The sequence below is a fragment of the Pseudoalteromonas denitrificans DSM 6059 genome (assembly GCF_900112265.1).
Classification (GTDB): domain Bacteria; phylum Pseudomonadota; class Gammaproteobacteria; order Enterobacterales; family Alteromonadaceae; genus Pseudoalteromonas; species Pseudoalteromonas denitrificans.
Window position 1 is genome coordinate 101,897 of record NZ_FOLO01000009.1, and the last position, 25,742, is coordinate 127,638.

Here is a 25,742-nt window from a genome sequence, read left to right on the forward strand (position 1 = left end):
CCGCTATTTTAGTGGGTATTGATTTAATTTAACCGCAGATTATGCTGATATGACTGTTTCTATTAAAACGCGTGTGCTTGATCGAATCGATTTAGCAATTTTAGATGCTTTACAAAAAAATGGCCGGATTTCTAACGTAAATTTAGCCAATAAAGTGAACCTAAGCCCAAGTCCTTGTTTAGACCGCGTAAAGAGATTAGAGGCTGATGGCTATATAGAAGGCTACTTTGCTAAACTAAATGCTGAAAAATTAAATCAAAGCTTAGTGTCCCATGTGCAAGTTACACTTGAAAAATCTACAACGGATGTATTTACAGAATTTAGAAAGTATATTTTTAAAATACCCCAAGTGGTAACGTGTGATATGGTCGCAGGTGGATACGATTATTTATTAAAAATAAGAGTCGCGGATATGACACAATACAGAGAAGTGTTAGGAAATTTAGTTGATATACCTGGAGTAGCAACTCACCATACTTATATGGTGATTGAAAATATCAAGCAAGATGATGGAATTATATTTCAGGAATAGACAAATTCTGGGTGGTTTAACCCCCTGTAGGTCTAACGTGAGGTAAATAATATTTGCATATGATGGCAAGGTAGATGTGCTGCTTGATATACCTTACATAACCAATAGACCACAATTATATGGTGATCTATCGTTACAAGGTTGATATTTGTTTACGCCCAGCCGGTGCGTTTTCTGCGTGATAACATTAATGTGAGTAATACACCTATTAATAGGCCTGTAAAGGCAATTCCACCACCGTAAAGCAATAATTGTTTCTTTTCTTTTTCGCTGGTGGCTTGTTTTAAACTATTTTGTTGATCTATTTTTTGTTGCAAAATATTAATTTTTGATTGTAGTTCAGTATTTTTTGTTAATAACAAGGCACTTTTTTGTTCCATTTTAGGTGCCTGTATTTGCATGTTTCTTAATTCGTTTTGTATGTTCGTTATGCTTTCTACTAACTCTTGATTTTGAAAAGCAAGCCCGGGTGTTTTAGAAATAAAACGTTTATCAATCCAGCCAGTGCGACCTTTTGTATCTTTTACTTTAGAATAACCTGAGTCATCATTTTGCTCTAATAAATTAAGCTCAGTACCTGCATTAATAGAACCTAAAATTCTAAAGTTTTTACCAGCACCAGCATGCATATATATATAAAGGCTATCTATCACATACGCTTTTTGATCAATTTCAGAGTCTGTTTTAGTTAAATCAGATCCTTCTTCAGCTTGAACTTGAGCCATTAAACTCAGAAATGTAATGATAAAAATGATTGGTTTTAACATATAGAGCCTTTGATTATTTTTATTAAGAAATGCGTCATAATAATATGAAGATAAAGCATTAATAGCAAGAGCAGGGAAATTAGTTCTAGGATAATTATTTAAAATATTTGCTTTTATGCCCTGTATTAGTTTATTTTGAATGCTTGTTTACTTATATAGTCATTTTCTAAACCGAATGGATACAGAAAAAACAGATATTGAAATTGAGTTAAAATTTTTAGTTTCAGATAATGTCATTGCTCAAATCCCCGCTATTATCACCGAGTTTGCTAAAAAAGTGATTAATAAACCTTCTCGAAACTTACAAAATGCATATTTTGATACTGCTAATAGAGAGCTACGCGCCTTAGACATTGGATTAAGAACACGCTGCTTTACTGGTGAAACCTGCAATGATAATCAATGTGAGCAAACAATAAAATTAGCAGGGCAAGTTATTGGAGGGTTACACCAAAGACCTGAGTTTAATTTACCTTTAGAAGGAAAACGACCGGATTTATCATTGTTTGGAGCAAATATTTGGCCACATGGTATGCAAGTCGATGTAATTAATAAAAATATTTACCCTATATTTAGTACTCACTTTATTCGCAGAACATGGATTTTGGAAACAGAATCAGGGAGTAAAATTGAGCTGGTATTAGACAAAGGTGAAATAAGTGCTTCTAAGCAGGTAACACCTATTTGTGAAGTTGAAATGGAACTCGTTAGTGGTAGTCGGGCTGATTTATTTATATTAGCTAAAAAGCTACTTGATCGCTCTGAGGTTCGTTTAGGCTTATATAGTAAAGCTGCAAGAGGGTATATGCTGGCTGATAATAAGCCTTTAGTAGCAGAAACTAAATTGAGTTATGTTTCCCTAATTAAAAACAGCTCTTTAGAGCAAGCCTTTGAATCATGTTTGCAACATGGTATTCAATTTGTGCAAAAACATGAGCAGTGTTATTTTGATAATCCTGCACTGCATACATTAAAACGCATCAACGATGGTGTAAGTTTAATTAAGCATGTATTTACTTTGTTTTCTAGCATATTAAATAAAGATAAGTTACTTCCCCTACTAAGTGAATTAAAATGGCTCTTATCAGAATTAAGTTGGGTTGAAACTGCTGTTCAACTAAAAAACTATACATCAAAAAAACATGCTTATTACAAAAAAATAAAAAATGCACCAGAACTTACTCAAGTTATTGATAGTTTGAAATTACAGCACCCAGATGTTGTTAAGATGCATCAAGTTTTTACTAGCGCGCGTTATAACCATTTAATTTTAAATTTAACCATTTTCCTTGTTGAAAATGGTTGGAAATCACAATGGAATGCAAATCAACTTCAGGTAGCAGACCAAAAAGTCATAGATAAAGCTGCCAGTTTATTTGAAAGTGATTGGAACGAAATGCAAAATTTAATGCGCTCAGAGCAAGAAATTTCAGAGTCATCTTATATTGCTCAAAAAGAAAAGTTAGAACGAAACTTGTTAAGTGGTTGTTGTTTAGGTTCTTTATTTAATGAAGGACTTAGAGAAGAGTTTCGAACTCCTTGGTTAGATATAATTCATGGCATAGATGAGTTAAACACATTAGATTATTTGAAGCGTTTGTGTACAGAACAACATGATGATAGTTTAAATAAAATACAGACGTGGTTAACTCAAAAGTCTACAAATCTATTATTAGCTATGGAACAAAGTCGCTTGGCGACATTTAAACTCGTTCCTTATTGGCGGTAAATGGGCATTCATTATAAAGGCTTTAGTTGCTTATCGATCCACGTTTTGAAGTATTTTGAGGTCAAGTTTTGCTTTTTGCTTTTATTGAGCATATTACATTCTAGTGCAGTATGCTCAGCTGAAGGCTGGGCGCTGCATAAAAATAAATCAGGTATTAAAATTTATCAAAAAAAGCATTCAACAGGTCTAGTTGAAATAAAAGCTAAGATGGAATTGAAGTCCAATATAAATGACTTTAGGGCTTTATTAGAAGATACAAAAAATGCATATAAATGGTTAGATAATGTCGTTTCTGTCAAAGTTTTAAAGCGTTTATCTGAAACTGAAAATCTTGTTTATAGTGAGTTTGAAGCGCCTTGGCCTGTGAATAATCGTGATATGTTTATTCATTCTAAATACCAATATAACGCTGATGGTAGCCTAGTTATCAAAATGAAAACAGCAGAGCCCAACTTAATCAAGGGATTTAAAAAAAACAAAGAAAACGTGCTTATTACAGAAGTTATTGCGCATTGGCAGTTAACGCCTCTAACCCCGCAGAGGCTTGAAATAATTTACATTGCTTATGCAAATCCTGGTGGAGTCTTACCTAATTGGCTGATAAACCAGGTTGCTTTATCTGGGGCATATAATACATTTGAAAAGTTAAGGTTGCAGTTACGACCTAAAAGCTAAGGTTTACTGAATTTTGCCGTATATTTCAGTCACAGCATACATTTATACCAAGATATTAAATGACTGAGCGAGCTGTTCTATTTGAGCATTTGATAACGACTTGGAATAAACGATTGGCGTAGCCCCTTGGGCTAGCCTAAAAATACCTACTGTGTGATCGCTATTCACTTAGAACAACTAAACTTCATTTCTTGCACCGAGATTAGTAATGTTTTCAGGCAGAACAGCACTCGTACTTTAAAGATAAACACAATTGAATTATTCTTTAAAAAAATCTTGTTCGTTTGCTGCTAACATAGCTTCAACATCTTCAATCATATCTGGGCTGATTTCAGCATCCACTTTCATTGGAGAAGAAATTTTATTATTTTCAAAAGACCACTCACCTAAATCAATTAGTTGGCAACGTTTAGAACAAAAAGGGCGATGTTCTGAGCTTTCGTTCCAGATAACATTAGTTTGGCAGGTTGGGCAGTTTACTTTTAATGTCATATAAATCTCAGTTTTTCAATTGATAGAGTTGAAGTTTTAAGTAATGTGATTTTACCGTAAAAAAAGTAAAAATTTAATGGTTCGAGTTAGCTAATTCTAAATAAGTTAAATGCAGTGCTTCAGCTTCTTGTTCTGTATACGATAATACTTGTGAGTTATTGAGTATATCATCAGCTAGAGCCTGTTTTTGTTCTCTGGGCATTTGCGATGCAATGATACTTTTCACTTGCTCACTACTGACTTTATCTCTGGAAGTTGTTCTGTCTATTTGTAGCGCTACAGGGACATCAATTAATAAAGTACGTTGGCAAAGTTTATCCAAATTATTTTCAAATAATAACGGTGCCACTAATATTACATATGGACTTTTAGCTTGTTCTAACTTTAAAGTGATCTGTGTTCTGATCATAGGGTGCATCAAATTATTGAGCCATATTTTTTGTTTTTCATCTTTAAATATGATTTCTCGTAGTTTAGCTCTATTTAATGTTTTGTCGGAATTTAGAATCCCTAAGCCGAAGTGAGCTGAAATTTTATTTAGGCCATCGGAGCCCAGAGCAACGACTTCTCTTGCAACAATGTCGGCATCTACAATTGTGATACCGATTTGTTCAAATTTAGAACTCACTGCTGACTTGCCGGAACCTATGCCCCCAGTTAACCCAATAACGATACGCTTATGCATAAAATATAATTAGCCTAATACAAGGTTAAAGTAGCTAGCTGAAATTTGTTCACCCCAAATTATGGCTATCCAGCCAGCAATCGCAATATAGGGTCCAAATGGGATAGGTGTTGCTTTATCTTTACCTTGAAGACTTAATAAGGTAATGCCAATAATAGCACCTACTAAGCTTGATAATAAAATGATCATAGGTAAGGCTTGCCAGCCGAGTAATGCACCAAAAACGGCCATGAGTTTAAAGTCGCCATAACCCATGCCTTCCTTGCCCGTTACTAACTTAAATACCCAATAAACAGACCAAAAACATAAATAACCAGCCGCTGCCCCTATGATAGCTTCTGTTGGTGTTATGGTTGTACCAAAAACTGCTGCTAGTAAAACAAACCATAACAGAGGTAAGGTGATTTGGTCAGGTAATAACATGTGATCAATATCAATAAATATTAATGCCACTAAAGCCCATGTTAGCAATAAATAAATAAAACAAATCGCTGTTGGGCCAAAAAAATGGGCAATTGTAATACTGGCAATGGCTGTTAATAACTCAATGCTAGGATAACGGATTGAAATTGAATTTTTACAATTAGCACAGCGACCTTTTAAAAATAACCAACTTATAACGGGGATATTTTGCCAAGCTCTTATCTTACTTTTACATTTTGGGCAGGTTGATGCCGGAGTTGCTAAATTAAATACTGTTTGTTCTTGAGATTTACTTTCTTGTTTTAAGTCATCTGCTAATAATAATTTACACTCATGCTGCCATTCATTTTGCATCATGACGGGTAAACGATAAATTACGACATTTAAAAAACTGCCAATTGATAAACTAATTAAAGTAACGGTAAATAAAAAAAACAAATGGTTTTGATTAAACGTTAATACAATATTTTGAAATAAATTATCCAACTACAGCTCCTAATTGGAATATTGGTAAATACATGGCAATGATCAGACCACCCACTAAAACCCCTAAAACAGCCATGATTAAAGGTTCTAATAAGCTTGATAAGCCATCAACGGCATCATCTACCTCAGCCTCATATATATTAGCTACTTTTTCTAACATGCTATCTAACGAACCTGACTCTTCACCTATCGCAACCATTTGTATTACCATAGAAGGAAACACATTTGAATTTCTCATAGCGAAATTCATTTGGTTACCAGAGCTTACTTCTGCTTTTATTTCTAAAATGGCATCACGGTAGACTGCATTACCTGATGCCCCAGCTGCAGAGTTTAGCGCTTCAACTAAAGGTACGCCTGCTGCAAAAGTAGTTGAAAGCGTACGCGCATATCGTGCAACCGCTGCTTTATTTAAGATAGGGCCTATAACGGGAATTTTTAAAATGGCTTTATCTGTATTATCCCTGACATTTTTACTTCCTCTATGGGCTTGTCTAAACGCATAACCACCAGCCCATAATGCACCTAATACAACCCACCAATATTCTTGCATAAAATTAGATATACCAATAACAAATAAGGTAAAGGCTGGTAATTCGGCACCAAATCCAGCAAAGATATCTTGGAACTGGGGAACAACAAATATTAATAAGATAGAAGTTACAATTGCGGCAATAAGCAGTACGGCAATAGGGTAAAACATGGCTTTTTTAATTTTTGACTTAAGTGCTTCCGTTTTTTCTTTATATATGGCAACACGGTCAAAAATGCGATCTAAAGCACCAGATGTTTCACCTGATTCAACTAAGTCACAATATAAATCATCAAAATATAAAGGATGTTTTCGAAGGCTATCACTTAAGGGTTGGCCTGCTTTTATCTCTGCTCCAATATTTGTCGTTAATTTTTTTACTGATTTTTTTTCAGCCCCTGATCCTATCATTTCTATGGCTTGTACAAGCGGCACACCCGCTAAAAGCATAGTCGCAATTTGACGTGTTAAAAGGGCGATGTCTTTGGCGGTTATTTTAGGATCAGATGATAAACCTAAAAAAGGTTTTGCTTTCTTTTTAACTTTTGAAGGCACAATACCTTGTTGTCTTAAGCGTGCTTTTACTCTTGAAAGGCTATCTTCACTCATTTCACCTTCGAGTTTTTTACCTCTGTTATTTACGCCTATCCATTGGTAAACATCTTGTTCAACTGTTTTTGCTTTTTTTGCGGCCATAATATCGTTTAACTCTTTTACTTTGAACTAATAAATATAGCTCTTTTTAGATACTTATACGAGACGAGCATTAACTTAGACTTAAATTAAAAGCTCGTTACTCGGTTTATTTCTACCAAGCTTGTAATGCCTGTTGCCGCTTTAATTAAGCCTGAACGCCTTAAGTTATTAACGCCTTCACTGGTTGCTGCTTCTGCAATTTCCAGTGAGTTACCATTTCTCATAATAATTTGTGCAATACCTGGTGTAATAGGCATCACTTCGTAAATACCTACTCGACCTTTGTAACCTTCAGTACAATGTTCACATCCTATTGCTTTAAATAATTTAAGTGTCGGTATATCATCTTCTGTATACCCTAATTTTAAAAGTTCTTCCTGAGGTAATTGTTCTGGCTCTTTACAATGATGGCATAAGCGCCTTGCAAGGCGCTGTGCAATAATGAGCGTCACTGAACTTGCTATATTGTATGAAGGAACACCCATATTCATTAAACGAGTAAGTGTTTCAGGTGCTGAGTTTGTATGTAAAGTTGATAATACTAAATGCCCGGTTTGTGCAGCCTTTATAGATATTTCGGCAGTTTCAAGGTCACGTATTTCACCTACCATAACAACATCGGGATCTTGTCGTAAAAAAGCACGCAGTGCATTGGCAAAGGTCATATCAGCGCGTACATTTATTTGAACTTGATTTATACCCACTAAATTAATTTCTACAGGATCCTCTGCTGTTGAAATATTTCGCTCCGGTTTGTTTAAAATGTTTAAACCTGTATACAAAGATACAGTTTTACCTGAGCCAGTAGGACCTGTGACTAATATCATGCCTTGAGGTTGTGCCAAAGCAGCTAAATACAGCTCTTTTTGCTTAGGATCGTAACCCAGTACATCTATCCCTAACATGGCACTAGATGAGTCTAAAATACGCATTACTACTTTTTCGCCCCATAAAGTAGGCAAGGTACTGACACGAAAATCTATGCTTTTCTTTTTATTTATTTTAAGTTTTATTCTGCCATCTTGTGGTTTACGTTTTTCGGCCAAATCCATTTGTGACATTACTTTTATGCGGGCTGATATTCTACTTTCTAAGCCGATTGGCGGGTTTGCTATTTCGTGTAATACACCATCAATTCTAAAACGAATGCGATATAAATGCTCATAGGGTTCAAAATGTAAATCTGACGCGCCGCGTTTAATGGCATCCATCAAAATTTTATTGATATAAACTATGATGGGCGCATCGTCTTCTTTAGTCTCTTCATCTGAGGATGGCTCATCTCCAGCTTCCGATACACCACTTAACTCTGCTAATTGTGCGTCAGTTAATTCCAATGCAGAACTGGTATCAAATAAAGACTCTATGGCAAGTTCTAGTTGATCATAACTTACAACTATCACTTCACTTTGCATGCCAGTATTAAATTCATAATCTTCAAAGGCATCAAAATTAGTTGGATCGCTGGTTGCTAAATAAAGAGTCTTTCCTTTAACTGAAATAGGTAATACATGATGCTTTTTGATTAACTTTTCATTTAATATTTTTTCGTCTGGTAATAAACGGTTATCAAAATCTGTTAAATCTAAATAAGGAGCATGAAATAATTGCGAAGCTCTTAATGCTAAATCAGTGGCTGTTAAGTCTGACTCCCTGCAAATTAGCTCGGCGACTGAAATATTGTCAGTATTGCCTGCTTTACTGATTTTATCAAAATCAAGTACACCTAAGTGAACTAATTTACGTATTAATGGAGAGTTTATTAACATTTTTATCGATAATTATTTAAATAATATTCATCTATCTATTTCAATAGATAAACCCACTTAAGTCAATAAAAATGAATGCAAAATTAGATGTTAAATCAGATTTTTTTAATTGAAGTTTTTAATTAAGTTAAAACTAATGATTTAGGTCGACAGTAATTTAAAAATTTAAATATAAAAAAGCCTTCACCCTTAGTATCTTTAAATGAAGGCTTGTTTTTATAATTTATTATCTATAAATTATAAAATAGTACATCACAATAGCTAAACCTTAGACTTCAGTACAGCCCTGAGGTGTATAACTGCTATCCCAAGTTGCGGGTCGGTTAGCAATATTACAACTCCATATACCTGTAGCTACGTCTCTGACTAAATTTATATTAGCGCCACTAACGGGAGTGCTACCTTGAACTATTCCGGTGATAGTTGTTGCTGTCAAGCTGTGGCTTGCACATGATCGCGCTGAGGCAACATTTATGCCTGCAAGATTTCCCGCGGCGGTTGGTGGCGTGCCTGCATTAGCTTTTATTTCAAATAAAAGTGTACCTGATTGTATTTCTTTATAACATGCTGATACATCAGATTTAGCAACATAGCTTTGATATTCAGGTAAAGCGACTGCGGCCAGTATACCAATAATGGCAACTACTATCATGAGCTCTATTAAGGTAAAACCGTTCATTAATTTTTTCATAAAAGAACTACCTATTACATACAAAAAAAGCCCATAAAATTATGAGCTTTTTTCAATAAGTATTCGCTTAAAATTACACGCCAGTACAACCTTTAGGCATCATGTCATCAGGTGCATCAGAAGTACAAGCCCATACACCATCTGCAGCATTACGGGTTAAAGTCATTTTTTTACCATCTACGGCAGCCGCACCTTTAATTGTGCCCACTATAGTTGTTGCCGTTACTGCATGTGCAGTACAGGCTTTCGCTTCAGGTAAACCGATAGCAGGACCATCTACTAATAAAGCTGACTGTCCTGAAACGGTTAATACTTCAAATTTGGTTTGTCCGGGTACAATTTCTTTATAACAGGCACTTACTTGAGAGCCTGCGGTATAGTTTTGGTACTGAGGTAGTGCTACGGCTGCTAAAATACCGATAATTGCAACTACAATCATTAATTCAATGAGTGTAAAACCTTTTTGAGCTCTTTGATTCAATTTCACATTTTGCATGATACTCTCCTAACGGGGGTTGGGGCTAAAATGAGTTAAGTTAATTTAAACTAACTATTTTATTAATCGCACAATATTTAACTTAAATAAGCTATCTTGAATTTTGAACATAGCTTGGTTGTTTTTTGCGCGTTTATTTCAGTATAGTTAACATTTTTGATTGGGAAAGTCGGGTTTTAAATATTTTATTTGATTCAGAGCTAACTCTTTGAAATAGATAAAATGAAAATTTCATTTTTTTATTTTATTTTATTTTATCTTATCTACTCGGTGATGAGCACTACTGGATTTGGAGAGTTTAGTAAATTAGCGTTACTTAGCTGATTTATAAATTTTTATTTAATGAGGTTTGTTTTTTTGGTTAATTAAATCAAGCTATTGTGGTGTTTGTTGTAAATAGGGGGGTGAGTAGATTTTGTAGGGGGATAGTTAAGTGTGTGTTGTTTTATGTGTTCTCTGAAGCTGATATGGCTTTTTAAATTAAACTTCATAAAATTGGTTAAAGTGCATTTATATAATCTAGGCCTAGCTCAAAGTTATTTACCTTTTTTAAAAGGCTTTTAAAAAAGGTAAATAACAAAGTTATTTACCTTTTTATATGGCGAGTATTAACACTCTAACCATTGTGTAGTTGCAGCACATACATCAGTGCCACCTGATGTGGCTATTCCCCATGTAATTCGAGTCGCACCAACTACAGGAGTTAATTGTATTGTTTCAGCAGTACCATCACCATCAAGGTCACCTAAAGTAAGGTCTACTACGCCATCTACTACCGCAGTAACAGTACCGTCTACAGCTGGTATACGTTCCGCACCAGCGTCACATGGTGTTAATATGCCGCCATTTACCTGTGAACAAAGCGCAACTGCAGTTTTATAAACATTAGCGCCGTTTGCAATACCTTGCGCTGTAGAGCTTCTTGTGTAATCTCTGTATTGCGGTAATGCAATGCCAGCAAGAATACCGATGATCGCTACTACTATCATTAATTCAATTAGTGTAAAGCCTTTTTGGCTTTTTTGGATTTGTGCTGTTTGTTTTAAATTCATATTTTGCATTGTTAATCTCCTAACAGGGGCTCAAATAAATAAACAATTTGAAACTTATGTTCGCTTGTTGATTGTTTATTTAACTTGTTTAGTTCAATTGTTTTTCAGTTTTCTTTTCTATATAAAACATGACTCGTTATGCATGTTTTATTTTTAAAGATAAAAACGTATTTTTGAATTTTATAGAGCTCCTTTCAAATTCAGCTATACAGATGAAAAATAAATTGAGTTACATTTATTATTATCTTTTGATTAAAAAACAAACAGAAAACAAACGTAAAAATCAACTCTTTTTCATTAGCTTACACATCATGTCCCACTAACTGGACTCGATGCTAACACGCTCGATTTTAGATTGGTAGCTTATTAGTTACCTTTTTATAACAAAAGTGAATTTCAAGTCTAAATTACCAGTAAAAGTATTGATTTTAATGTTTTAAACATCAAAACCAATACTTTATGCTTGGTTAGGCGTGGAGTTATTAGTCTAATACTTTACCATTAGTTGTTTTTGAAGCGCATAGATAAATCTATGGCGTTAACATGTTTTGTAAGCGCACCGCTTGATATGTAATCAACACCTGCTTGGGAATATTGTTTTAAAGTTTCGATTGTCATATTGCCTGACACTTCTAATTTAGCGCGGTGAATCGCTTGGCTATTATTAACTATGAGTACAGCTTGTTTGATTTGTTCAACGGTGAAATTATCTAGCATAATAATATCGGCACCGGCATCTACTGCTTGTTGAAGCTCGTTTAAATTCTCTACTTCTACTTCAATTTTAATCGTGTCGTTGTGTTTTTTTGCATTACTTTGTTGCGCGGCAGATATCGCTTGTTTTATACCACCACAGGCTGCAATATGATTTTCTTTAATTAAAAATGCATCAAACAGGCCTATACGATGATTTTGTCCGCCACCACATTTTACGGCATATTTTTGTAATTGGCGTAAGCCGGGTATGGTTTTTCGGGTATCAAGTAATTGCGTATTAGTACCAGCTAATTCTTTAACACATAAGGCTGTGGTGGTTGCTGTTGCCGATAATGTTTGCACAAAGTTAAGAGCGGTGCGTTCAGCCGTTAAAATTGACCTAGCATTGCCTTTAGCGGTAAATAAAGTGCTATTTGCGTCAATTGCATCGCCGTCATTGGCTAAAAACTTTAGTTCAACCTTAGTATTTGATAAAGCATCTACTTGTTTAAATACTTCTTCAACTAATGCTTTACCACAAAATATGCAATCTTCACGTGTAATAACGGTAGCGTTGGCATTTTGATTGTGTGGAATTAATTGAGCTGTTATATCACCTGAAAGTGCATTATCGGTATGGGTATTTAGATCTTCGTCTAATGCAAGTTTTACTAGTTGGCTTATTAATTCTTGGGTAAGCGACATTTTAAATTCTCTTTAGGGTGATATTTAATTTAAGTTGAATCTTCGATTATGCTGAAATTTTACTTGTATAGCCATATGACTTCAAGTTAAGGATTTTCTGGTTTTTGAGCTTTGTTACTTTTGATTTGGTATAAAGACTTCGCGTTTGTATAGCTAATTGCTTGCCAAATTGTTTTTTTTAAATTTAAATCTAAATAACTTTGCCAAAGTGCGGCGTAGCTTTTACTGAATAAACATAAAGGAAAGTTGCTGGCGAGCATAACGCGTTTAAAACTTAAGCTTTTAATTAAGTAAGTGATCACTTCTTGCAACCAATCTTGCTTGTATTGCCTATTATTCATTTCCCAGCCTGAGCATTTTATATAAATGTTAGAGTGATTTGATAAAACGCCAATAGCTTGTTGCCAATCTATATAGTTATTTTCACATACTAAACCACAGTGATTAATCACTAAGGTTAAATTGGGTATTTGGTGTGCATATTCTGCCAGCTGTTGAGTCGCTTTAATATTGTTTAGTTCAAACTGGGCTTCAAATATTAGGTTGTTCGATGCGAGTAACTTTAAATTATGAATGAGGTTTTTTGAGAATAACAAATCAATATCATCACCCTCCATTATATGACGAATTCCTATTAAGGCAGGTGTAGCTTGTTTTTTTAAACTGAGTAGTTGTATTGAGAATTCAGCTAGGGGCAAGGTCATATCAATGAAAGAAATAGCTTTAAAGGGAGTATGGCGAATACTTTTATTTAAAAAGTTAATTTCTTCAACGGGGTAATCATTATTAAAACCAGCCTCAATATGTATTATGCCTTCAAGTGTGAAATTATCATTTAATATTAAATTGTGTTCGTTGAAGTTTTTTTGAATTATATGTTTATCAGGCCAATAAGGGGGATTTTGATTTTTTAACCAGTGATATTGACCTTGGCTTAAATCAAAAAAATGTAGATGAGGGTCTATTATTTTATGTTGCATACGCATAATTATTTCAACTATTTAATATGAATTATCAGATTCACCTTGAAATCAGCCCCTTTCATCAAAAAGTTTTAAATGACACGTTATTTTGATTGTTGAGTTATCAATAAGGCTAAATATACAGGGGCAATCATTATTGTGTTGTATATCCACCATCAATGACTTGCAAACTACCCGTTATAAATTGTGATTCATCACTTGCTAAAAAGGCCACTAAGTTGGCAACTTCTTCTGGTCGACCTAATCGGCCCAAAGGTTGAAGTGCTGCTTCTTCAGCATGAATTTGTTTTTTATTGGCTCCTGACTTTTCACAGTAGTTATCAATTGCTTTATGGTAAAGCGGTGTTTCTATTGTTCCGGGGCAAACTGCATTGGCACGAATATTATATGCTGCGTAATCAAGTGCTGTTGTTTTAGCGATTGATGCTAAAGAGGCCTTTGATAAGTTATAAGCAAACGAGTTTTGTTTTGCAATTATGGCCTGATCTGATGAAATTAAAATAATAGAACCTGATTTTTGTTGTTTCATTGTGGGCAAACAGGCTTTTATTGAGGCATAAGCTCCTTTTACATTAAGCGCAAAAACCTTATCTAAATCATCTTCTGTTGTATTTTCTATCGTGGCCGAAAAGTGAATGCCTGCGTTAGATATAAGGACATCAATTTGCTGTGTTTGCTGAATGATATTGTTAATCGCATTTATTACTTGAGGCACTTTACTAATATCACAATGAATAAATTCACCAATATCACTTTTTGAGATATCTAAATTGAAGACTTGATAGTCTTGATTTAATAATTTTTCCACTATGGCTAAGCCTATGCCTTTTGAGCCACCTGTCACAACTGCTATTTTTTTCATGATAAATACTTAATTTAAGACACTTAAAAAGGAATATTTATAATATAAAATATTCCTAGGATTTAAAGTTGCGCTGGTAAACTAATGCCCGCAACCACCTTCACCGTGAACATGACCGTGCGTTAATTCTTCTTCGGTTGCGGCTCTTACAGAATTTATTTCAATAGCAAAGGTAAGAGTTTTACCTGCAAGAGGGTGATTTAAATCACAATCAGCATTAAATTTACCAACTTTTAAAATGGTTACCTGACGGCGGCCATTTTCTGTTTCTACAAAGGCATTCATGCCTTTCTTCCAAACTTTAGCTTTTTTCTTACTTGGGCCTGCATTACCATCTTGTAGGTGCTTAAGCGGAATGCGTTGTTCTAAATTATCTTGTCGCTCGCCATAAGCTTCTTCAGGCGTTAATGTGATCTCAAACTTATCATCAACTTCTTTACCTTCAATGGCATTTTCTAAGCCTGGCAACATGGCATTATGACCATGTAAATATGACAATGGTGCTGATGAATGGCTGTTTTCAATTTCTTGTTGGTTTTCTGACAGCGTGTAATGAAATTCAACAACTGAGTTTTTACTAATAGACATAATGTAATTTGGCTTATTTAAAAAATTTTTATAAGTTTACTGGATTATGAGGTAAAAAGAGATGTTAAATACAGTCAATTTTAATTTGGTATGCTGCCTGTCATATTTAATACGTCTAAAAAAGTATTGCTTACAGTACTTTTGGGTTCTTTTGCTAATGGTTGGGGCTCTTTTTCAAGCCAAATTATCATTTTTTTTCCTAGTTTTAAAACTGCGTTTTGACCCATTTTATTCCAGCTTGCAAGTTCTTTAAATGACACACCATAAGTTTGGCCTATGTCCCATAATGTATCGCCTTTTTTTACGATGTAAGAAGTACTTACTTTTATTTTGTCGGGCGTTTTATTACGTTGCAAATAAGGGCTTATATGATATTCGATGGTAAGCGGTGAATTTTTATAGGCGGGTAGAGCTAAAATTTGACCAATTTTAATTAAATCACTACTTAATTGGTTTATGCTTTTGAGTTTAGTAATGCTTGTATTGAATTGCTTAGATATTTTATATAAAGAATCCTTCGCTTTTACTTGATATCGGCCATAAACCAGTTTGCCATTGATTAATTGATAATGAGAGTCAAAATAATGGGCCTGGCTGATTGGTACTAATAATTTATGAGGTCCTTTTTTAGCACTAGAATTACTGATATATCCGGGGTTAAGTTGATAAAGAGTTTGCATCGTTATTTTTGCTATTTTTGCTGCAATTAACATATCAAATTGTTTTTCTATATCTATATTAACTGTGGTTGCTTGATTAGGCATTTTAGGCCAATAGTGGTATTTTTTTTGTTGTTTTAGAAGAGAGGCTAATGCTAGTAATTTTGGAACGTAATTTGTTGTTTCACTTGGAAGATCTAGTGACCAAAAGTCACTTTTTTCACCTAAACGTTTATTTTTGGCTATAGCATGCATTATTCTACCTTCTCCCGAATTATAGGCTGCTATTGCATGTAACCAGTTTTTAGAGAAACGAAAATATAAATATTCTAAATAATCTAAGGCTGCAGTCGTTGATGCAATAACATCATAGCGGCCATCGTACCAAGCATTCGTTTGTAAATTAAAATGTTTTGCTGTAACTGGCATAAGTTGCCAGATGCCAGATGCGCCTGCAGGTGACTTCGCTTTTATATTAAAATCACTTTCTACAATTGGTAAAAGTGCTAATTCTAAAGGGAGTTTCCGTTGCTCTATTTGGTTAACTATATGATACATGAAAGGTTTGCTGCGTTTTGTGATGGTTTTCATATAATGTGGATGTTTTAAATACCAATTTATTCTTTGCTCAATTCTATTATCATTATAATTTGGTAGTTTGAGTTGCATTGCGATGCGGTGCCAAAGATCTGAAACTTCACTTGGTTTGATTTTTTTAGTTTTACGGGTATTAGCTTTTGTTACTTTTGTTATTTTTTTTTGTGTTTTTTTATTTTCAGGCTGTACAGTTGAAACAATAACGAGAGTGTTTTTTTTTACCTGAGTACTTTTGTTTGATGTGCCATTATTAGTCGCTTGGCATCCAACTAAGGTCAGTAAAATTAATATGCGAAACTGTGCCATATAAGCTAAACCTCCAGTTGATGAATAATTTGAGTTTAGACTAGTTTAAAAATTAGAGGTAATATGATTTAGTGAAAATTTAACCTATTACTTCTAAAAGAACGTAAGGGGATTTGATGATTAAAAAGGGTAAAAAAAGAAATGTTATCGCCATTATTAAATAAATAGCTGAATGAATATAATGAATTTTCTTAATTTTTATTAATGAACATCCGGCTATTATTCCACCAAAAACAATCATACAACCCCAGAGCTGTAAGTTACTGGTATTTTGTGTATTTTTTATATTTAATAAGGTAGCAAATACATGAGCATCGGTTATTAAAATAACTAACAATGTAATGCTTACTATAATAAATTTGAGGCCTAATATTTGGCTTTTAGATTTCATAAATGCTCAATACTATAAAAATCATATTATTGACTGAAAAGTGAAATAAATACTAGGTGATTATAACTAAAGAAGGAAAATAGCTACTTAGGGGCTATTTTTCTGTTAAAGCATCATTTAATGAACTAACTAAGGAATTGAGTTGTTGTTGATTTGTTTCTAAGGTTTGATTAGCTAAAGCAAGCTCGTTACTTAAATTAAGCGCAGCCATAAGAAGAGCGCGGTCATTATTTCTAATGCCACTACGCTGTTTTATATCCCAAAACATTTTATCTAACTGTTTGGCTGCTTTTAGTAAGGCGTCTTCTTGTCCTTGTGGGCAAGCAAATTGATGTTGCTGACCCATAATTTCAACCTTAATGCCTTTTTGGCTGGCTGGAGGCATTAGCTAGCCTGTTGCACACTTTGTAGCTTCTGCAGTAAACCTTCTAATGTATTTGTTGCATGCTTTTGTTTTTCATCAACTTCTAAAGCTTCAAGTAATAAGGTTTCATTTTCGTCGGTTAATTTTGCGTTAAGATCTTTCAACTCTGAAAAATCTTGTTTTAACTGAGTATTTTGCTCGATAAGTTGATTGATCAGTTTTTCGAGTTGAGGAAGTGTATCGTTTATCATAAGGCGCTCTTATAACTGGATTAATAATATGTGCAAATTTAATCTAAAGTTATGCATATAGCTACTGTTTAAACACGAATAGCTGAAATTAATTGCTTTATTTTGTAAAATACCAGTAGTTAACTCTTTTTTGTATGAATAAATAGGATTTTTAATGCTTAGCTATCGCCACTCTTTTCATGCAGGTAACCCTGCCGATGTTCTTAAACATCTCGTTTTATTTGAAGTTTTACAATATTTAACACAAAAAGATAAAGCTTTAGAATATATAGATACTCATAGTGGTGCTGGAATGTATGCATTTTCTTCAAACGAAGCACAAAAAACACAAGAATTTGAACAAGGCATTGCAAAGCTCTGGCATTATAATGGAGATAGCCCAACGATTAAAAATTATTTGGCATTAATCAAACGTTTTAATCTACAAAAATTGGCATTTTATCCGGGATCACCCGCTGTTGCTGACGATGTTTTAAGAGCGCATGATAAGTCTTGGTTATTTGAATTACATCCTCAAGACCATAAATTATTAACTGAGAACTTTAAACCAACCCGAAAGCGTAAAGTGAGGCTTGAAGATGGCTTTAAAGGTCTATTAGGCTTATTGCCACCAGAATCTCGTAGAGCATGTATTTTAATGGATCCCCCTTATGAAATTAAATCAGATTATGAGTTAGTGGTTAAAACGATTATTAAAGCGCATAAACGTTTTAGCAGTGGGACTTATATGATTTGGTACCCTGTAGTACAAAGGGAAAGAATCGATACGATGGAACAAACTTTAATTGATTCAGGTATTAAAAACATCCATTTATATGAACTGGGCACTTCTCAAGATACACAAGAACACGGCATGACAGCATCAGGAATGATAGTAATAAACCCGCCTTGGAAGTTAAAAGCAACTATGGATACTGTAATGCCTGAACTCGTAGAATATTTATCACATAAAGATGGTTTTTATCGATCAGTAGAGTTAGTTGCTGAATGATAGTTAAATTTAATTTTTAGAAATTATTGACTTGTACGAATATTCTCGTATATTAAATACGAACAGTTTCGTACAAGGATATAAAAAATGAAAAAATTTAACGTTGTAATTGCCAGTGCTAGTGAAAAAACGCGCTCTAATATTAAACAATTACTTGAATTTCATTTTCATTTTGATTTTGAAACTGTTGCTTTAATTACTAATGAATGCGACGTTTTAAGTGCTTGTACTTCGGGTACTGTCGATGTTTTATTCATTGACTCAAATCTTTTATCTGATTTTGATCAAAACCAAATTATTGAAAAGTTGTCATCTGAGATTCGGATTGTTTATTTATCTAAAGATTCAATTCAAGCGGCTGATGCATTCGATTTAGGGGTTATTGATTATTTAATATATCCATTTGGTATTGAACGTTTTCACAAGTGTATTAAAAAGTTATTAAAAGAACTCAATAGTATTGTTGATTTTCCAATGCAATATATGCAAAAAATGTTACGGCAATTTCAAGTTCCAATAGAAAAAAAAGATCCAATTATTGTAAAAGGTACTGGAAACATCCGTATTATCGATACTGACGATATTTTATGGGTGGCGAGTGCGGGTAATTATGTTGAATTACATTTATCTGATGAGCAAAGACCAATATTACATAGAGAAACACTTACATCAATGCTAAATAAGTTAACATCACATGGGTTTATTCAAGTACATCGCTCTGCTCTTGTAAAAAAACGAAGTATAAGTGAGCTTAAGCCAACAGACAATGGTGATTACTTAATAACTTTAAAGAATGGTGCATTATTAAATTTATCTCGTCGTTATAAACAAAGCATGGCTGGTATATTGAATTAATCATTATTATTAAGTGTGTGTTCAGTCTATTAGTGTCATATTAGTATCATTGTATTTTACCTTGAGATGATATTATGAAAAAAATTAATAAAGTAGCAATAGCACTTGTTTTGTCTATACCCTTATTAGTAAATGCCTCTGATAACTCAAATAAGATCAAAGCAACGGTTACTTGGGCTGACTTTAATGACTTTACTGATGTCAGGCCTAATGGAGGACCTAAAGGTTCATTTTATAAACAAGTTGCCAAGTCCTTTGAAAAACACTTTGCTAAGTTAGCTAAAGACCTTCCATTGGGATATAAACTTAAAGTTAAAGTGAATAACCTTGATTTAGCAGGTGATGTACGCTTTAGCACCCATAGAGATATGCGTATAATTAAACCTATTTATTTTCCTAAAATTGAATTTAGTTATGCTCTGATTGATGCCAATGGAAAGTTAATTAATAAAGACGATGTTAAACTAAAAGATATGGGTTTTATGGATAAAATTAAACATGGTAGAGACGGTTCTTTTTATTATGATCATAGACTCATTACTGATTGGTTTAATGATGTACTCATAAAACAAGTTTAATTTTTATAAAAAAGAAGCGATTTCATTATAAAGTTGAGTCGCTTGTTTTTGTGTTAAGTTACTAATTGATTTTGCTTTGCCAATTGTACTACTGACTCTAACCGATTCACTGGTAATGCTGTGAGAGTTTTGATTTGATTCACTCTTTTCATTTAATTGTTTTTGTCTTGCTAATTGTGAAATTTTAACAATATCATTGCTAAAGTCTCCAAATTTGGATTCTGATTTAGTGGTATTAACTTGGTCGCGTATAACACTGGTTTTTTGTATTTCACTACCAGCCGTTAACGGGATTGCAATAGACATATCCCCTCCAAATAAATGGACCTAAACTAAGTATAGTCTATACCTAAGCCACTTCAATACACTATTTTTGGAACGGCTGAGCAATTCATGAGCTAGGCGCTCCTTTGTATTAATGCTGATCTCTTGAAAGGAGATGGAGAAGCGCACATGATTTGTTCAAAGGTCCCCGTTGGGGTGGTTTTTAAATGTTTTATGTTGTGCTATTGATTTTGAAAATTGAAAAACGACGGTGTAAACAACTTCAACTGAATTTTGTATATTGAAGTTGTTTGAATATATAAATATTGGTTAGTTTAAATTGGCTATTTATTTTTGAAGTTCGCTAATAATTGATGAACTTTTTGTAATTTAATAACTGTAGATTCTAATTTGTTTTTATCTAAAGACTCTTGTTTACTGAGAATTTCTACATCTGCTGCAATATCTAAAATATATGGTTTAAATCGTTTTGCTTCAAAAGAAAATCCAGCTTCTTGTTTGAAAAGAGCGCTAAATTTACCATGGCCACTTTTTTGTAATGCGTCTAATTGGCTATCAGCATCAAGTGCTTGTCTATAAAGTAATTGTAAGTTGTTGTTAAGTTGTTCGATTACAGGGTTCATATTTATCTAAAGTTTATTTTGGAATTGCCGCTATAATAACATTAATGATTAACTTCTAATATGGTGGATTTATGGATGTCTCTACTGGTCGCCTAGCTTCTGTAAACAATAGTGAAGGAGCACAGTTATATTCAGCTTCATTATCTAAGTCGCAGCAAAAGTTAGAAGGTCAAGCTGCATTAGCCTTGATACAAGCTACAGCAAGTACTTCACAAATAGTTAGTAGCCAACCTTCAGCTTCATCTGTGACGGCTACTTTAGGTCAGAATATTAATATCAGAGTTTAAGGTTCATCGTTTATATTCATCTAATTTACTATTAAATTAATCGGTGTTTTATTTTTCTCGCCGCCGATTTCCCTTACAAGTTTTGGAACCAAAAAGCCTGGCAATTCACTTAAAATATCTAACATTAATTGTTTCGATTTCTCCTCACTCACATCAAAGTGTGATGCGCCTGAAACCTTATCTAGCAAATGTAAATAATAGGGCAATATATCAGCACTAAATAACTTTTCGCTCAAGTTAACTAAGTCTTTACTTGTATCATTTACGCCTTTTAGTAAAACAGCTTGATTTAATAAAGTAACCCCAGAGGATTTTAAGAGTTTCATTTTATTAATTAATACTTTGTCAATTTCATTAGCATGGTTAATATGCATTACAATTATAATTTTTAATTTTGAGTTAGAAAATCGCTCACATAAAGCCGTTGTTATTCTGCTTGGAATAACAACTGGAAAACGAGTATGAACGCGTAATCGAGAGACATGTTTTATTTTTTCAAGTTCAGTTATAAACCAGTCAATAGCTTCATCTTTTGCCATCAAAGGATCACCACCACTTAATATAACTTCATTGATATTGAGGTCATTTTCGATATATTTTAAAGATTTGAGTAAATCACGTTTATTTAAGTGATTATCCTGATAAGGAAAGTGACGCCTAAAGCAATATCGACAATTAACTGCACAGCCTGTTTTAAATATAATGAGTACACGTGATTTGTATTTATGCAATAAACCCGGCACTTCATTTTTTTGTTCGAGTAGGGGATCAAAATCAAACCCTTTTTTTGTTAAAAACTCTTTCTGTAATGGCATCACTTGTAATAATAAAGGGTCTTGAGGGTCACCTTTTTTTATTTTTTTTATAAAGGGTATGGGGACTCGCATAGGGAATAATTTTTTGGCTTTTATATCATCACTGAATGATTTTTCATCAAGTTCGAGCATTTTTAATAATTTAATCGGGTCAGTTACGACCATAGCTAATTCTTTTTGCCAGTTAGTATGCAAATTTGCTTCAATTGTTTGTATCATAGGTGTGTAAATAACTCGAATTGATTAATAGAGGACATAATGGCGAATTATAGCACTAACGAATTCAAGGGAGGCCTAAAATTTATGATGGATGGCGAACCTTGTAGCATTATTGAAAATGAAATGGTTAAACCTGGCAAAGGTCAGGCTTTCAACCGTGTTAAATTACGTAAATTAATTTCAGGTAAAGTGTTAGAAAAAACATTTAAATCTGGCGATAGCGTTGAAGCTGCAGATGTAATGGATACAGAACTTGCTTATCTATATACCGATGGTGAATTTTGGCATTTCATGAACAATGAAACTTTTGAGCAAGTTGCTGCTGACGAAAAAGCATTAGGCGACTCAGTTAAATGGTTAGTTGAAAATGATGTTTGTACTTTAACAATTTGGGATGGTCGCCCAATTGCAGTATCGGCGCCTAACTTTGTAGAACTTGAAATCACTGAAACAGACCCAGGTCTCAAAGGTGATACTGCGGGTACAGGTGGCAAGCCTGCAACTTTATCTACAGGCGCAGTGGTACGAGTACCACTATTTGTTCAAGTAAATGAAGTTATTCGTGTTGATACACGTACTGCAGAGTATGTAAGTCGCGTTTCTAAATAGATTTAACTCGCAATTCTATAGAGGCAGTTTTAGTGGATATGTAACTGAATGACATTTGTAAGTTGTTTGGCTATATATCCATACTTTTCTATTTGAACTTCTAAGGTTTTCTGTGAACTCTAACCTTTGGCAACCCAGTGCCGATATCGAAACTTTAAAAAAGCGCGGTGAAATAATTCGAACTATTCGCGAATTTTTTTATCAACGAAATGTCATGGAAGTTGAAACGCCCAGCTTGTCCCAGGCGAGTGTGACAGATATTCATTTAAAGAGTTTTACAACTGAATTTGTAGGCCCTAACTATAATGAAGGCTTGACCCTGTATTTACAAACATCCCCTGAATATGCAATGAAACGTTTATTGGCTGCAGGCAGTGGAGCAATCTTTCAAATTTGTAAAGCATTTAGAAATGAAGAGTCTGGAAAGCATCATAATCCCGAGTTTTCAATGTTGGAATGGTATCGCCCCGGTTTTGATCATTTTGCTTTAATGGATGAAATAGATTTATTGATTCAGTGTATTTTAAAGTGTGAACCGGCCAGTAGAATGACTTATCAAAGCGCCTTTGAAAATATATTTAATATTAACCCTTTGACTGCATCTTTAGCTGAACTAAAAGTGCTTTGTTGTGGGCAAGGTTTTGAAAATATTGCCAATGATGAAAAAGATAAAGACACATTACTTCAATTATTATTCAGTATGGTTGTTGAACCAAAAATAGGACAAGATAAACCTTGTTTTATTTATGATTTTCCAGCTTCGCAAGCTGCGTTAGCAAAGATAAATACAGCTAACCCTTTGGTTGCTGATAGGTTTGAGTTGTATTATAAAAATATGGAATTGGCTAATGGTTTTAATGAGCTAACGGATGGGAATGAGCAATTAAAGCGTTTTGAACAAGATAATATAAAAAGAAATGATATGAGATTGGTGCAAGTGAAACCTGATCATAATTTAATAAATGCACTGAACCATGGGATGCCACAGTGTGCTGGTGTTGCCTTAGGTATTGACCGTTTAATAATGCTCGCTTTACAAAAAAAACACATTAAACAGGTTGTCAGCTTTGCAATTGAGAGGTCATAAATTGAGTTGTTGTAATATGTTTTTAGTATTTGCAGGGTAATTAGTAAAAATACCATCAACCTTCAGAGTGTGCATACGTTTAATATCTTCATATTTATCTACAGTATAACAATACACTTTTAAACCACGCTTTTTAGCATCTAAGACAAACTCATTATTGATAAAATTCATATCAATGTGAATGCTAAATGCATTCAGTTCTTGTGCAAACTGAGCGTAATTAATCGGAATACTTGATGTGAGTGCACCAATTCTTAGCCAGGGCAATTGTTGTTTTATCCACTTTAATTGATGATGATCATATGATGAAATAATCATTTTTTGTTTTGAAATGTTTCCTTGAGCTAAATTTTTTTCTAAGTTCAATTTTAATTGCTTTAAACAAGTTGTATGTTTTAGCTCAATGTTAATAATTGCTTTTGTGCCTACCCAATTAAATAAGTCTTGTAAGTTTGGGATTTTTTCTCCGTTACCAGCATCAAATTCTTTTAGTTGAGATAAAAAGTAATCGCTTACTTTTCCTTGGCCATTTGTTGTTCTGTCTAACCAAGAATCATGAATAATGACATAATCATCTTTTGCACTTTGTAAATCAACTTCGATGCCATCTACTTCAACATCTAAAGCGCCATTAATAGCACTGTGTGTATTTTCAGGGAAATTACCACTAGCACCTCTATGAGCAAATATTTTCATTGTTAATTAGCCTTATATTTTATTTTTTACTAACGGACCAAGTCTCATAAAAAGCGGCACTGACAACTAAAAAACCACCTATAATAGTCATTAGGTTAGGTCGTTCACTTAGTAATATAAAGGATAGAATACTACCGTATAAAGGTTGTAAACAGGAAATTAATCCAGCGGTTGTTGCTGATAATTTTTGTAAACTTGAAGCAAACAATGAGTGAGGAGCTGCAGTGAAAATAATACCTACTAATAATATTAACAACCAATCTGCTTGTGTGACTTGTGAAGGAGGAACTTCAATAAATAAGCATAACATCAAGCATGCAACTAAGGTTTGATACAGCATAGTATGTGGACCTGAATAATGCACAAAATAGTTTTTATGTAATACATTGCGTAATGCAAAAAATACAGCTGATATTACACCGGTTATAATACCTAAAGTAATTTGGTTGCCAAAATTTGCTTCAGGGATTAATAAATAGATGCCAAAAATAACGATGAATGCAATAACTAAGTCTTTTAATTTGGGATATGTTTTATTAAATAAAGGCTCTAAAAAAACGGTAAAAACGGGGTAAGTAAAAAAAGCAATAATACCGACAGTCACTCCTGCCATTTGCATTGCTGCAAAATAAGTGACCCAATGTGCACCAACAACAATACCTAATAATATGGCTGTCGCATAATCTCTTTTATTCTCTAATTTTATTTTTTTTTTGGTTAAATATAGCAATACAAATAAAGTAATAGCTGCAATACCAGTTCGATAAACCGTAATATCTAAAGCGGGTAATGCAATTAATTTTGAAAATAGTGCTGTACCGCCAAATAAAAATACTGCGATATGTAAATAAAGTAAACTTTGACTATGTGATTGCATTTTATATTTTATATTTTTTTCTTATAGTATTTAACTCTAATTTACATAACAAGCTGTTTAGTCTGCTTTATTTAGATTTAATATCTTAGCTAAGTAATAAAAGAAGATAAACAAGATGTAAAGCAAAAGTTTTATAGGAAGTAACAAAAATGATTTAATCAAGATAGAAGGTTTTTTAAGAATAGATTAGATGGATAGTGGTGGAGCTATGCGGGATCGAACCGCAGACCTCCTGCGTGCAAGGCAGGCGCTCTCCCAGCTGAGCTATAACCCCATATCCATCATTCAAGGTTCTGGTTGCCTTGAATCGGTGCGTACTTTAAGTTTATTCTGCTATACGGTCAAGTCATTTTTGTTTTTTTTATTTAAGTGGGGGAAAATAAAACAAACGTT

At 33.7% G+C, this 25,742-nt stretch carries 31 protein-coding genes and 1 tRNA gene; 9 read left to right on the forward strand and 23 right to left on the reverse strand.

All coding sequences use genetic code 11. The annotated features are described in order from the left end of the window. Positions 1-49: 49 nt before the first annotated feature. Entirely contained in the window at positions 50-532 is a 483-nt protein-coding gene (locus BM088_RS08380; RefSeq protein ID WP_091982695.1) for a winged helix-turn-helix transcriptional regulator, read from the forward strand. A 152-nt stretch (positions 533-684) separates the two neighbouring features. Here the strand turns inward: BM088_RS08380 and BM088_RS08385 are convergent, their stop codons facing one another. Further along, a complete protein-coding gene (locus tag BM088_RS08385) occupies positions 685-1,299 on the reverse strand; it encodes a TIGR04211 family SH3 domain-containing protein (RefSeq protein ID WP_091982697.1) in 615 nt (204 codons plus the stop codon). A gap of 139 nt (positions 1,300-1,438) precedes the next feature. On the opposite strand from BM088_RS08385, the gene BM088_RS08390 reads away from it, so the two are divergent. Next, the gene (locus BM088_RS08390) at positions 1,439-3,028 is read left to right on the forward strand and encodes a CYTH and CHAD domain-containing protein (protein WP_245763781.1); all 1,590 of its coding nucleotides are present in this window, start codon (positions 1,439-1,441) and stop codon (positions 3,026-3,028) included. A gap of 84 nt (positions 3,029-3,112) precedes the next feature. Further along, the gene (locus tag BM088_RS08395; protein ID WP_177207989.1) at positions 3,113-3,703 is read left to right on the forward strand and encodes an START domain-containing protein; all 591 of its coding nucleotides are present in this window, start codon (positions 3,113-3,115) and stop codon (positions 3,701-3,703) included. A 258-nt stretch (positions 3,704-3,961) separates the two neighbouring features. Here the strand turns inward: BM088_RS08395 and yacG are convergent, their stop codons facing one another. The 16 genes from yacG to BM088_RS08475 form a co-directional block, all read right to left on the reverse strand. Further along, the gene (gene yacG, locus BM088_RS08400) at positions 3,962-4,195 is read right to left on the reverse strand and encodes a DNA gyrase inhibitor YacG (RefSeq protein WP_091982703.1); all 234 of its coding nucleotides are present in this window, start codon (positions 4,193-4,195) and stop codon (positions 3,962-3,964) included. Positions 4,196-4,268: 73 nt separating this feature from the next. Next, positions 4,269-4,880, reverse strand: a complete 612-nt coding sequence (gene coaE / locus BM088_RS08405; protein WP_091982705.1) for a dephospho-CoA kinase — start codon at positions 4,878-4,880, stop codon at positions 4,269-4,271. A gap of 9 nt (positions 4,881-4,889) precedes the next feature. Then, positions 4,890-5,789 (reverse strand): prepilin peptidase, encoded by a 900-nt coding sequence (locus tag BM088_RS08410; RefSeq protein WP_091982707.1) that lies wholly within the window; start codon positions 5,787-5,789, stop codon positions 4,890-4,892. Beyond that, positions 5,782-7,017, reverse strand: a complete 1,236-nt coding sequence (locus tag BM088_RS08415) for a type II secretion system F family protein (protein WP_091982709.1) — start codon at positions 7,015-7,017, stop codon at positions 5,782-5,784. The genes BM088_RS08410 and BM088_RS08415 overlap by 8 nt, the downstream gene beginning before the upstream one ends. An 86-nt stretch (positions 7,018-7,103) precedes the next feature. Further along, positions 7,104-8,786 (reverse strand): type IV-A pilus assembly ATPase PilB, encoded by a 1,683-nt coding sequence (gene pilB, locus BM088_RS08420; RefSeq protein ID WP_091982711.1) that lies wholly within the window; start codon positions 8,784-8,786, stop codon positions 7,104-7,106. A 268-nt stretch (positions 8,787-9,054) separates the two neighbouring features. Then, complete coding sequence (locus BM088_RS08425; RefSeq protein WP_091982713.1) at positions 9,055-9,477, reverse strand: pilin; 423 nt, start codon at positions 9,475-9,477, stop codon at positions 9,055-9,057. A gap of 73 nt (positions 9,478-9,550) precedes the next feature. Continuing rightward, a complete protein-coding gene (locus tag BM088_RS08430; protein ID WP_091982715.1) occupies positions 9,551-9,973 on the reverse strand; it encodes a pilin in 423 nt (140 codons plus the stop codon). A 608-nt stretch (positions 9,974-10,581) separates the two neighbouring features. Further along, positions 10,582-11,034 (reverse strand): pilin, encoded by a 453-nt coding sequence (locus tag BM088_RS27895; RefSeq protein WP_281247154.1) that lies wholly within the window; start codon positions 11,032-11,034, stop codon positions 10,582-10,584. Positions 11,035-11,526: 492 nt separating this feature from the next. Beyond that, positions 11,527-12,426, reverse strand: a complete 900-nt coding sequence (nadC, locus tag BM088_RS08440; protein WP_091982717.1) for a carboxylating nicotinate-nucleotide diphosphorylase — start codon at positions 12,424-12,426, stop codon at positions 11,527-11,529. 86 nt (positions 12,427-12,512) lie between these two features. After that, the gene (locus BM088_RS08445) at positions 12,513-13,412 is read right to left on the reverse strand and encodes an amidohydrolase family protein (protein WP_091982719.1); all 900 of its coding nucleotides are present in this window, start codon (positions 13,410-13,412) and stop codon (positions 12,513-12,515) included. A 130-nt stretch (positions 13,413-13,542) separates the two neighbouring features. Continuing rightward, positions 13,543-14,271 (reverse strand): SDR family NAD(P)-dependent oxidoreductase, encoded by a 729-nt coding sequence (locus tag BM088_RS08450; protein WP_091982721.1) that lies wholly within the window; start codon positions 14,269-14,271, stop codon positions 13,543-13,545. A gap of 81 nt (positions 14,272-14,352) precedes the next feature. Next, on the reverse strand, positions 14,353-14,859 hold the full coding sequence (locus BM088_RS08455; RefSeq protein WP_091982723.1) for an FKBP-type peptidyl-prolyl cis-trans isomerase: 507 nt from the start codon (positions 14,857-14,859) through the stop codon (positions 14,353-14,355). Positions 14,860-14,939: 80 nt separating this feature from the next. Continuing rightward, positions 14,940-16,421 carry a LysM peptidoglycan-binding domain-containing protein gene (locus tag BM088_RS08460; RefSeq protein WP_091982726.1) on the reverse strand — a complete coding sequence of 494 codons (1,482 nt, stop codon included), beginning with the start codon at positions 16,419-16,421 and terminating at the stop codon, positions 14,940-14,942. A gap of 79 nt (positions 16,422-16,500) precedes the next feature. Next, entirely contained in the window at positions 16,501-16,812 is a 312-nt protein-coding gene (locus BM088_RS08465) for a hypothetical protein (RefSeq protein ID WP_091982729.1), read from the reverse strand. Positions 16,813-16,906: 94 nt separating this feature from the next. Continuing rightward, positions 16,907-17,197: a cell division protein ZapA gene (locus BM088_RS08470; protein ID WP_091982731.1), complete on the reverse strand. Its 291-nt coding sequence runs from the start codon at positions 17,195-17,197 to the stop codon at positions 16,907-16,909. Continuing rightward, entirely contained in the window at positions 17,197-17,427 is a 231-nt protein-coding gene (locus tag BM088_RS08475; RefSeq protein WP_091982734.1) for a cell division protein ZapB, read from the reverse strand. Before BM088_RS08475 ends, BM088_RS08470 begins: the two co-directional genes overlap by 1 nt. 154 nt (positions 17,428-17,581) lie before the next feature. Between BM088_RS08475 and BM088_RS08480 the strand changes: the two genes are divergently transcribed. The 3 genes from BM088_RS08480 (at position 17,582) to BM088_RS08490 (ending at position 19,851) form a co-directional block, all read left to right on the forward strand. Then, complete coding sequence (locus tag BM088_RS08480) at positions 17,582-18,418, forward strand: 23S rRNA (adenine(2030)-N(6))-methyltransferase RlmJ (RefSeq protein WP_091982736.1); 837 nt, start codon at positions 17,582-17,584, stop codon at positions 18,416-18,418. 87 nt (positions 18,419-18,505) lie between these two features. Beyond that, the gene (locus BM088_RS08485; protein WP_091982738.1) at positions 18,506-19,273 is read left to right on the forward strand and encodes a LytR/AlgR family response regulator transcription factor; all 768 of its coding nucleotides are present in this window, start codon (positions 18,506-18,508) and stop codon (positions 19,271-19,273) included. A gap of 74 nt (positions 19,274-19,347) precedes the next feature. Next, positions 19,348-19,851 (forward strand): DUF3016 domain-containing protein, encoded by a 504-nt coding sequence (locus tag BM088_RS08490; protein ID WP_091982741.1) that lies wholly within the window; start codon positions 19,348-19,350, stop codon positions 19,849-19,851. Between the two features lie 3 nt (positions 19,852-19,854). Here BM088_RS08490 and BM088_RS08495 read toward each other — a convergent pair whose 3' ends face one another. Beyond that, positions 19,855-20,157 (reverse strand): hypothetical protein, encoded by a 303-nt coding sequence (locus BM088_RS08495; protein ID WP_091982743.1) that lies wholly within the window; start codon positions 20,155-20,157, stop codon positions 19,855-19,857. Between the two features lie 302 nt (positions 20,158-20,459). Next, positions 20,460-20,759 carry a prephenate dehydrogenase gene (locus BM088_RS08500; RefSeq protein ID WP_091982745.1) on the reverse strand — a complete coding sequence of 100 codons (300 nt, stop codon included), beginning with the start codon at positions 20,757-20,759 and terminating at the stop codon, positions 20,460-20,462. 71 nt (positions 20,760-20,830) lie between these two features. Here BM088_RS08500 and BM088_RS08505 point away from each other — a divergent pair, with 71 nt between their 5' ends. Next, the gene (locus BM088_RS08505) at positions 20,831-21,046 is read left to right on the forward strand and encodes a hypothetical protein (protein ID WP_091982748.1); all 216 of its coding nucleotides are present in this window, start codon (positions 20,831-20,833) and stop codon (positions 21,044-21,046) included. Between the two features lie 20 nt (positions 21,047-21,066). Here BM088_RS08505 and epmB read toward each other — a convergent pair whose 3' ends face one another. Continuing rightward, positions 21,067-22,080 (reverse strand): EF-P beta-lysylation protein EpmB, encoded by a 1,014-nt coding sequence (gene epmB, locus BM088_RS08510; protein WP_091982750.1) that lies wholly within the window; start codon positions 22,078-22,080, stop codon positions 21,067-21,069. Between the two features lie 39 nt (positions 22,081-22,119). Between epmB and efp the strand changes: the two genes are divergently transcribed. Both efp and epmA read left to right on the forward strand, forming a co-directional pair. Next, entirely contained in the window at positions 22,120-22,689 is a 570-nt protein-coding gene (efp, locus tag BM088_RS08515) for an elongation factor P (RefSeq protein WP_091982753.1), read from the forward strand. Positions 22,690-22,801: 112 nt separating this feature from the next. Beyond that, the gene (gene epmA, locus BM088_RS08520) at positions 22,802-23,776 is read left to right on the forward strand and encodes an elongation factor P--(R)-beta-lysine ligase (protein ID WP_091982755.1); all 975 of its coding nucleotides are present in this window, start codon (positions 22,802-22,804) and stop codon (positions 23,774-23,776) included. Here epmA and BM088_RS08525 read toward each other — a convergent pair. The 3 genes from BM088_RS08525 to BM088_RS08535 form a co-directional block, all read right to left on the reverse strand. Beyond that, complete coding sequence (locus tag BM088_RS08525; protein WP_091982758.1) at positions 23,771-24,472, reverse strand: glycerophosphodiester phosphodiesterase; 702 nt, start codon at positions 24,470-24,472, stop codon at positions 23,771-23,773. The two genes, epmA and BM088_RS08525, sit on opposite strands and share 6 nt — an antisense overlap. A gap of 19 nt (positions 24,473-24,491) precedes the next feature. Then, entirely contained in the window at positions 24,492-25,349 is an 858-nt protein-coding gene (locus BM088_RS08530; RefSeq protein ID WP_091982760.1) for a DMT family transporter, read from the reverse strand. Positions 25,350-25,547: 198 nt separating this feature from the next. Next, positions 25,548-25,623 (reverse strand) — tRNA-Ala (locus BM088_RS08535). Positions 25,624-25,742 lie beyond the last annotated feature (119 nt).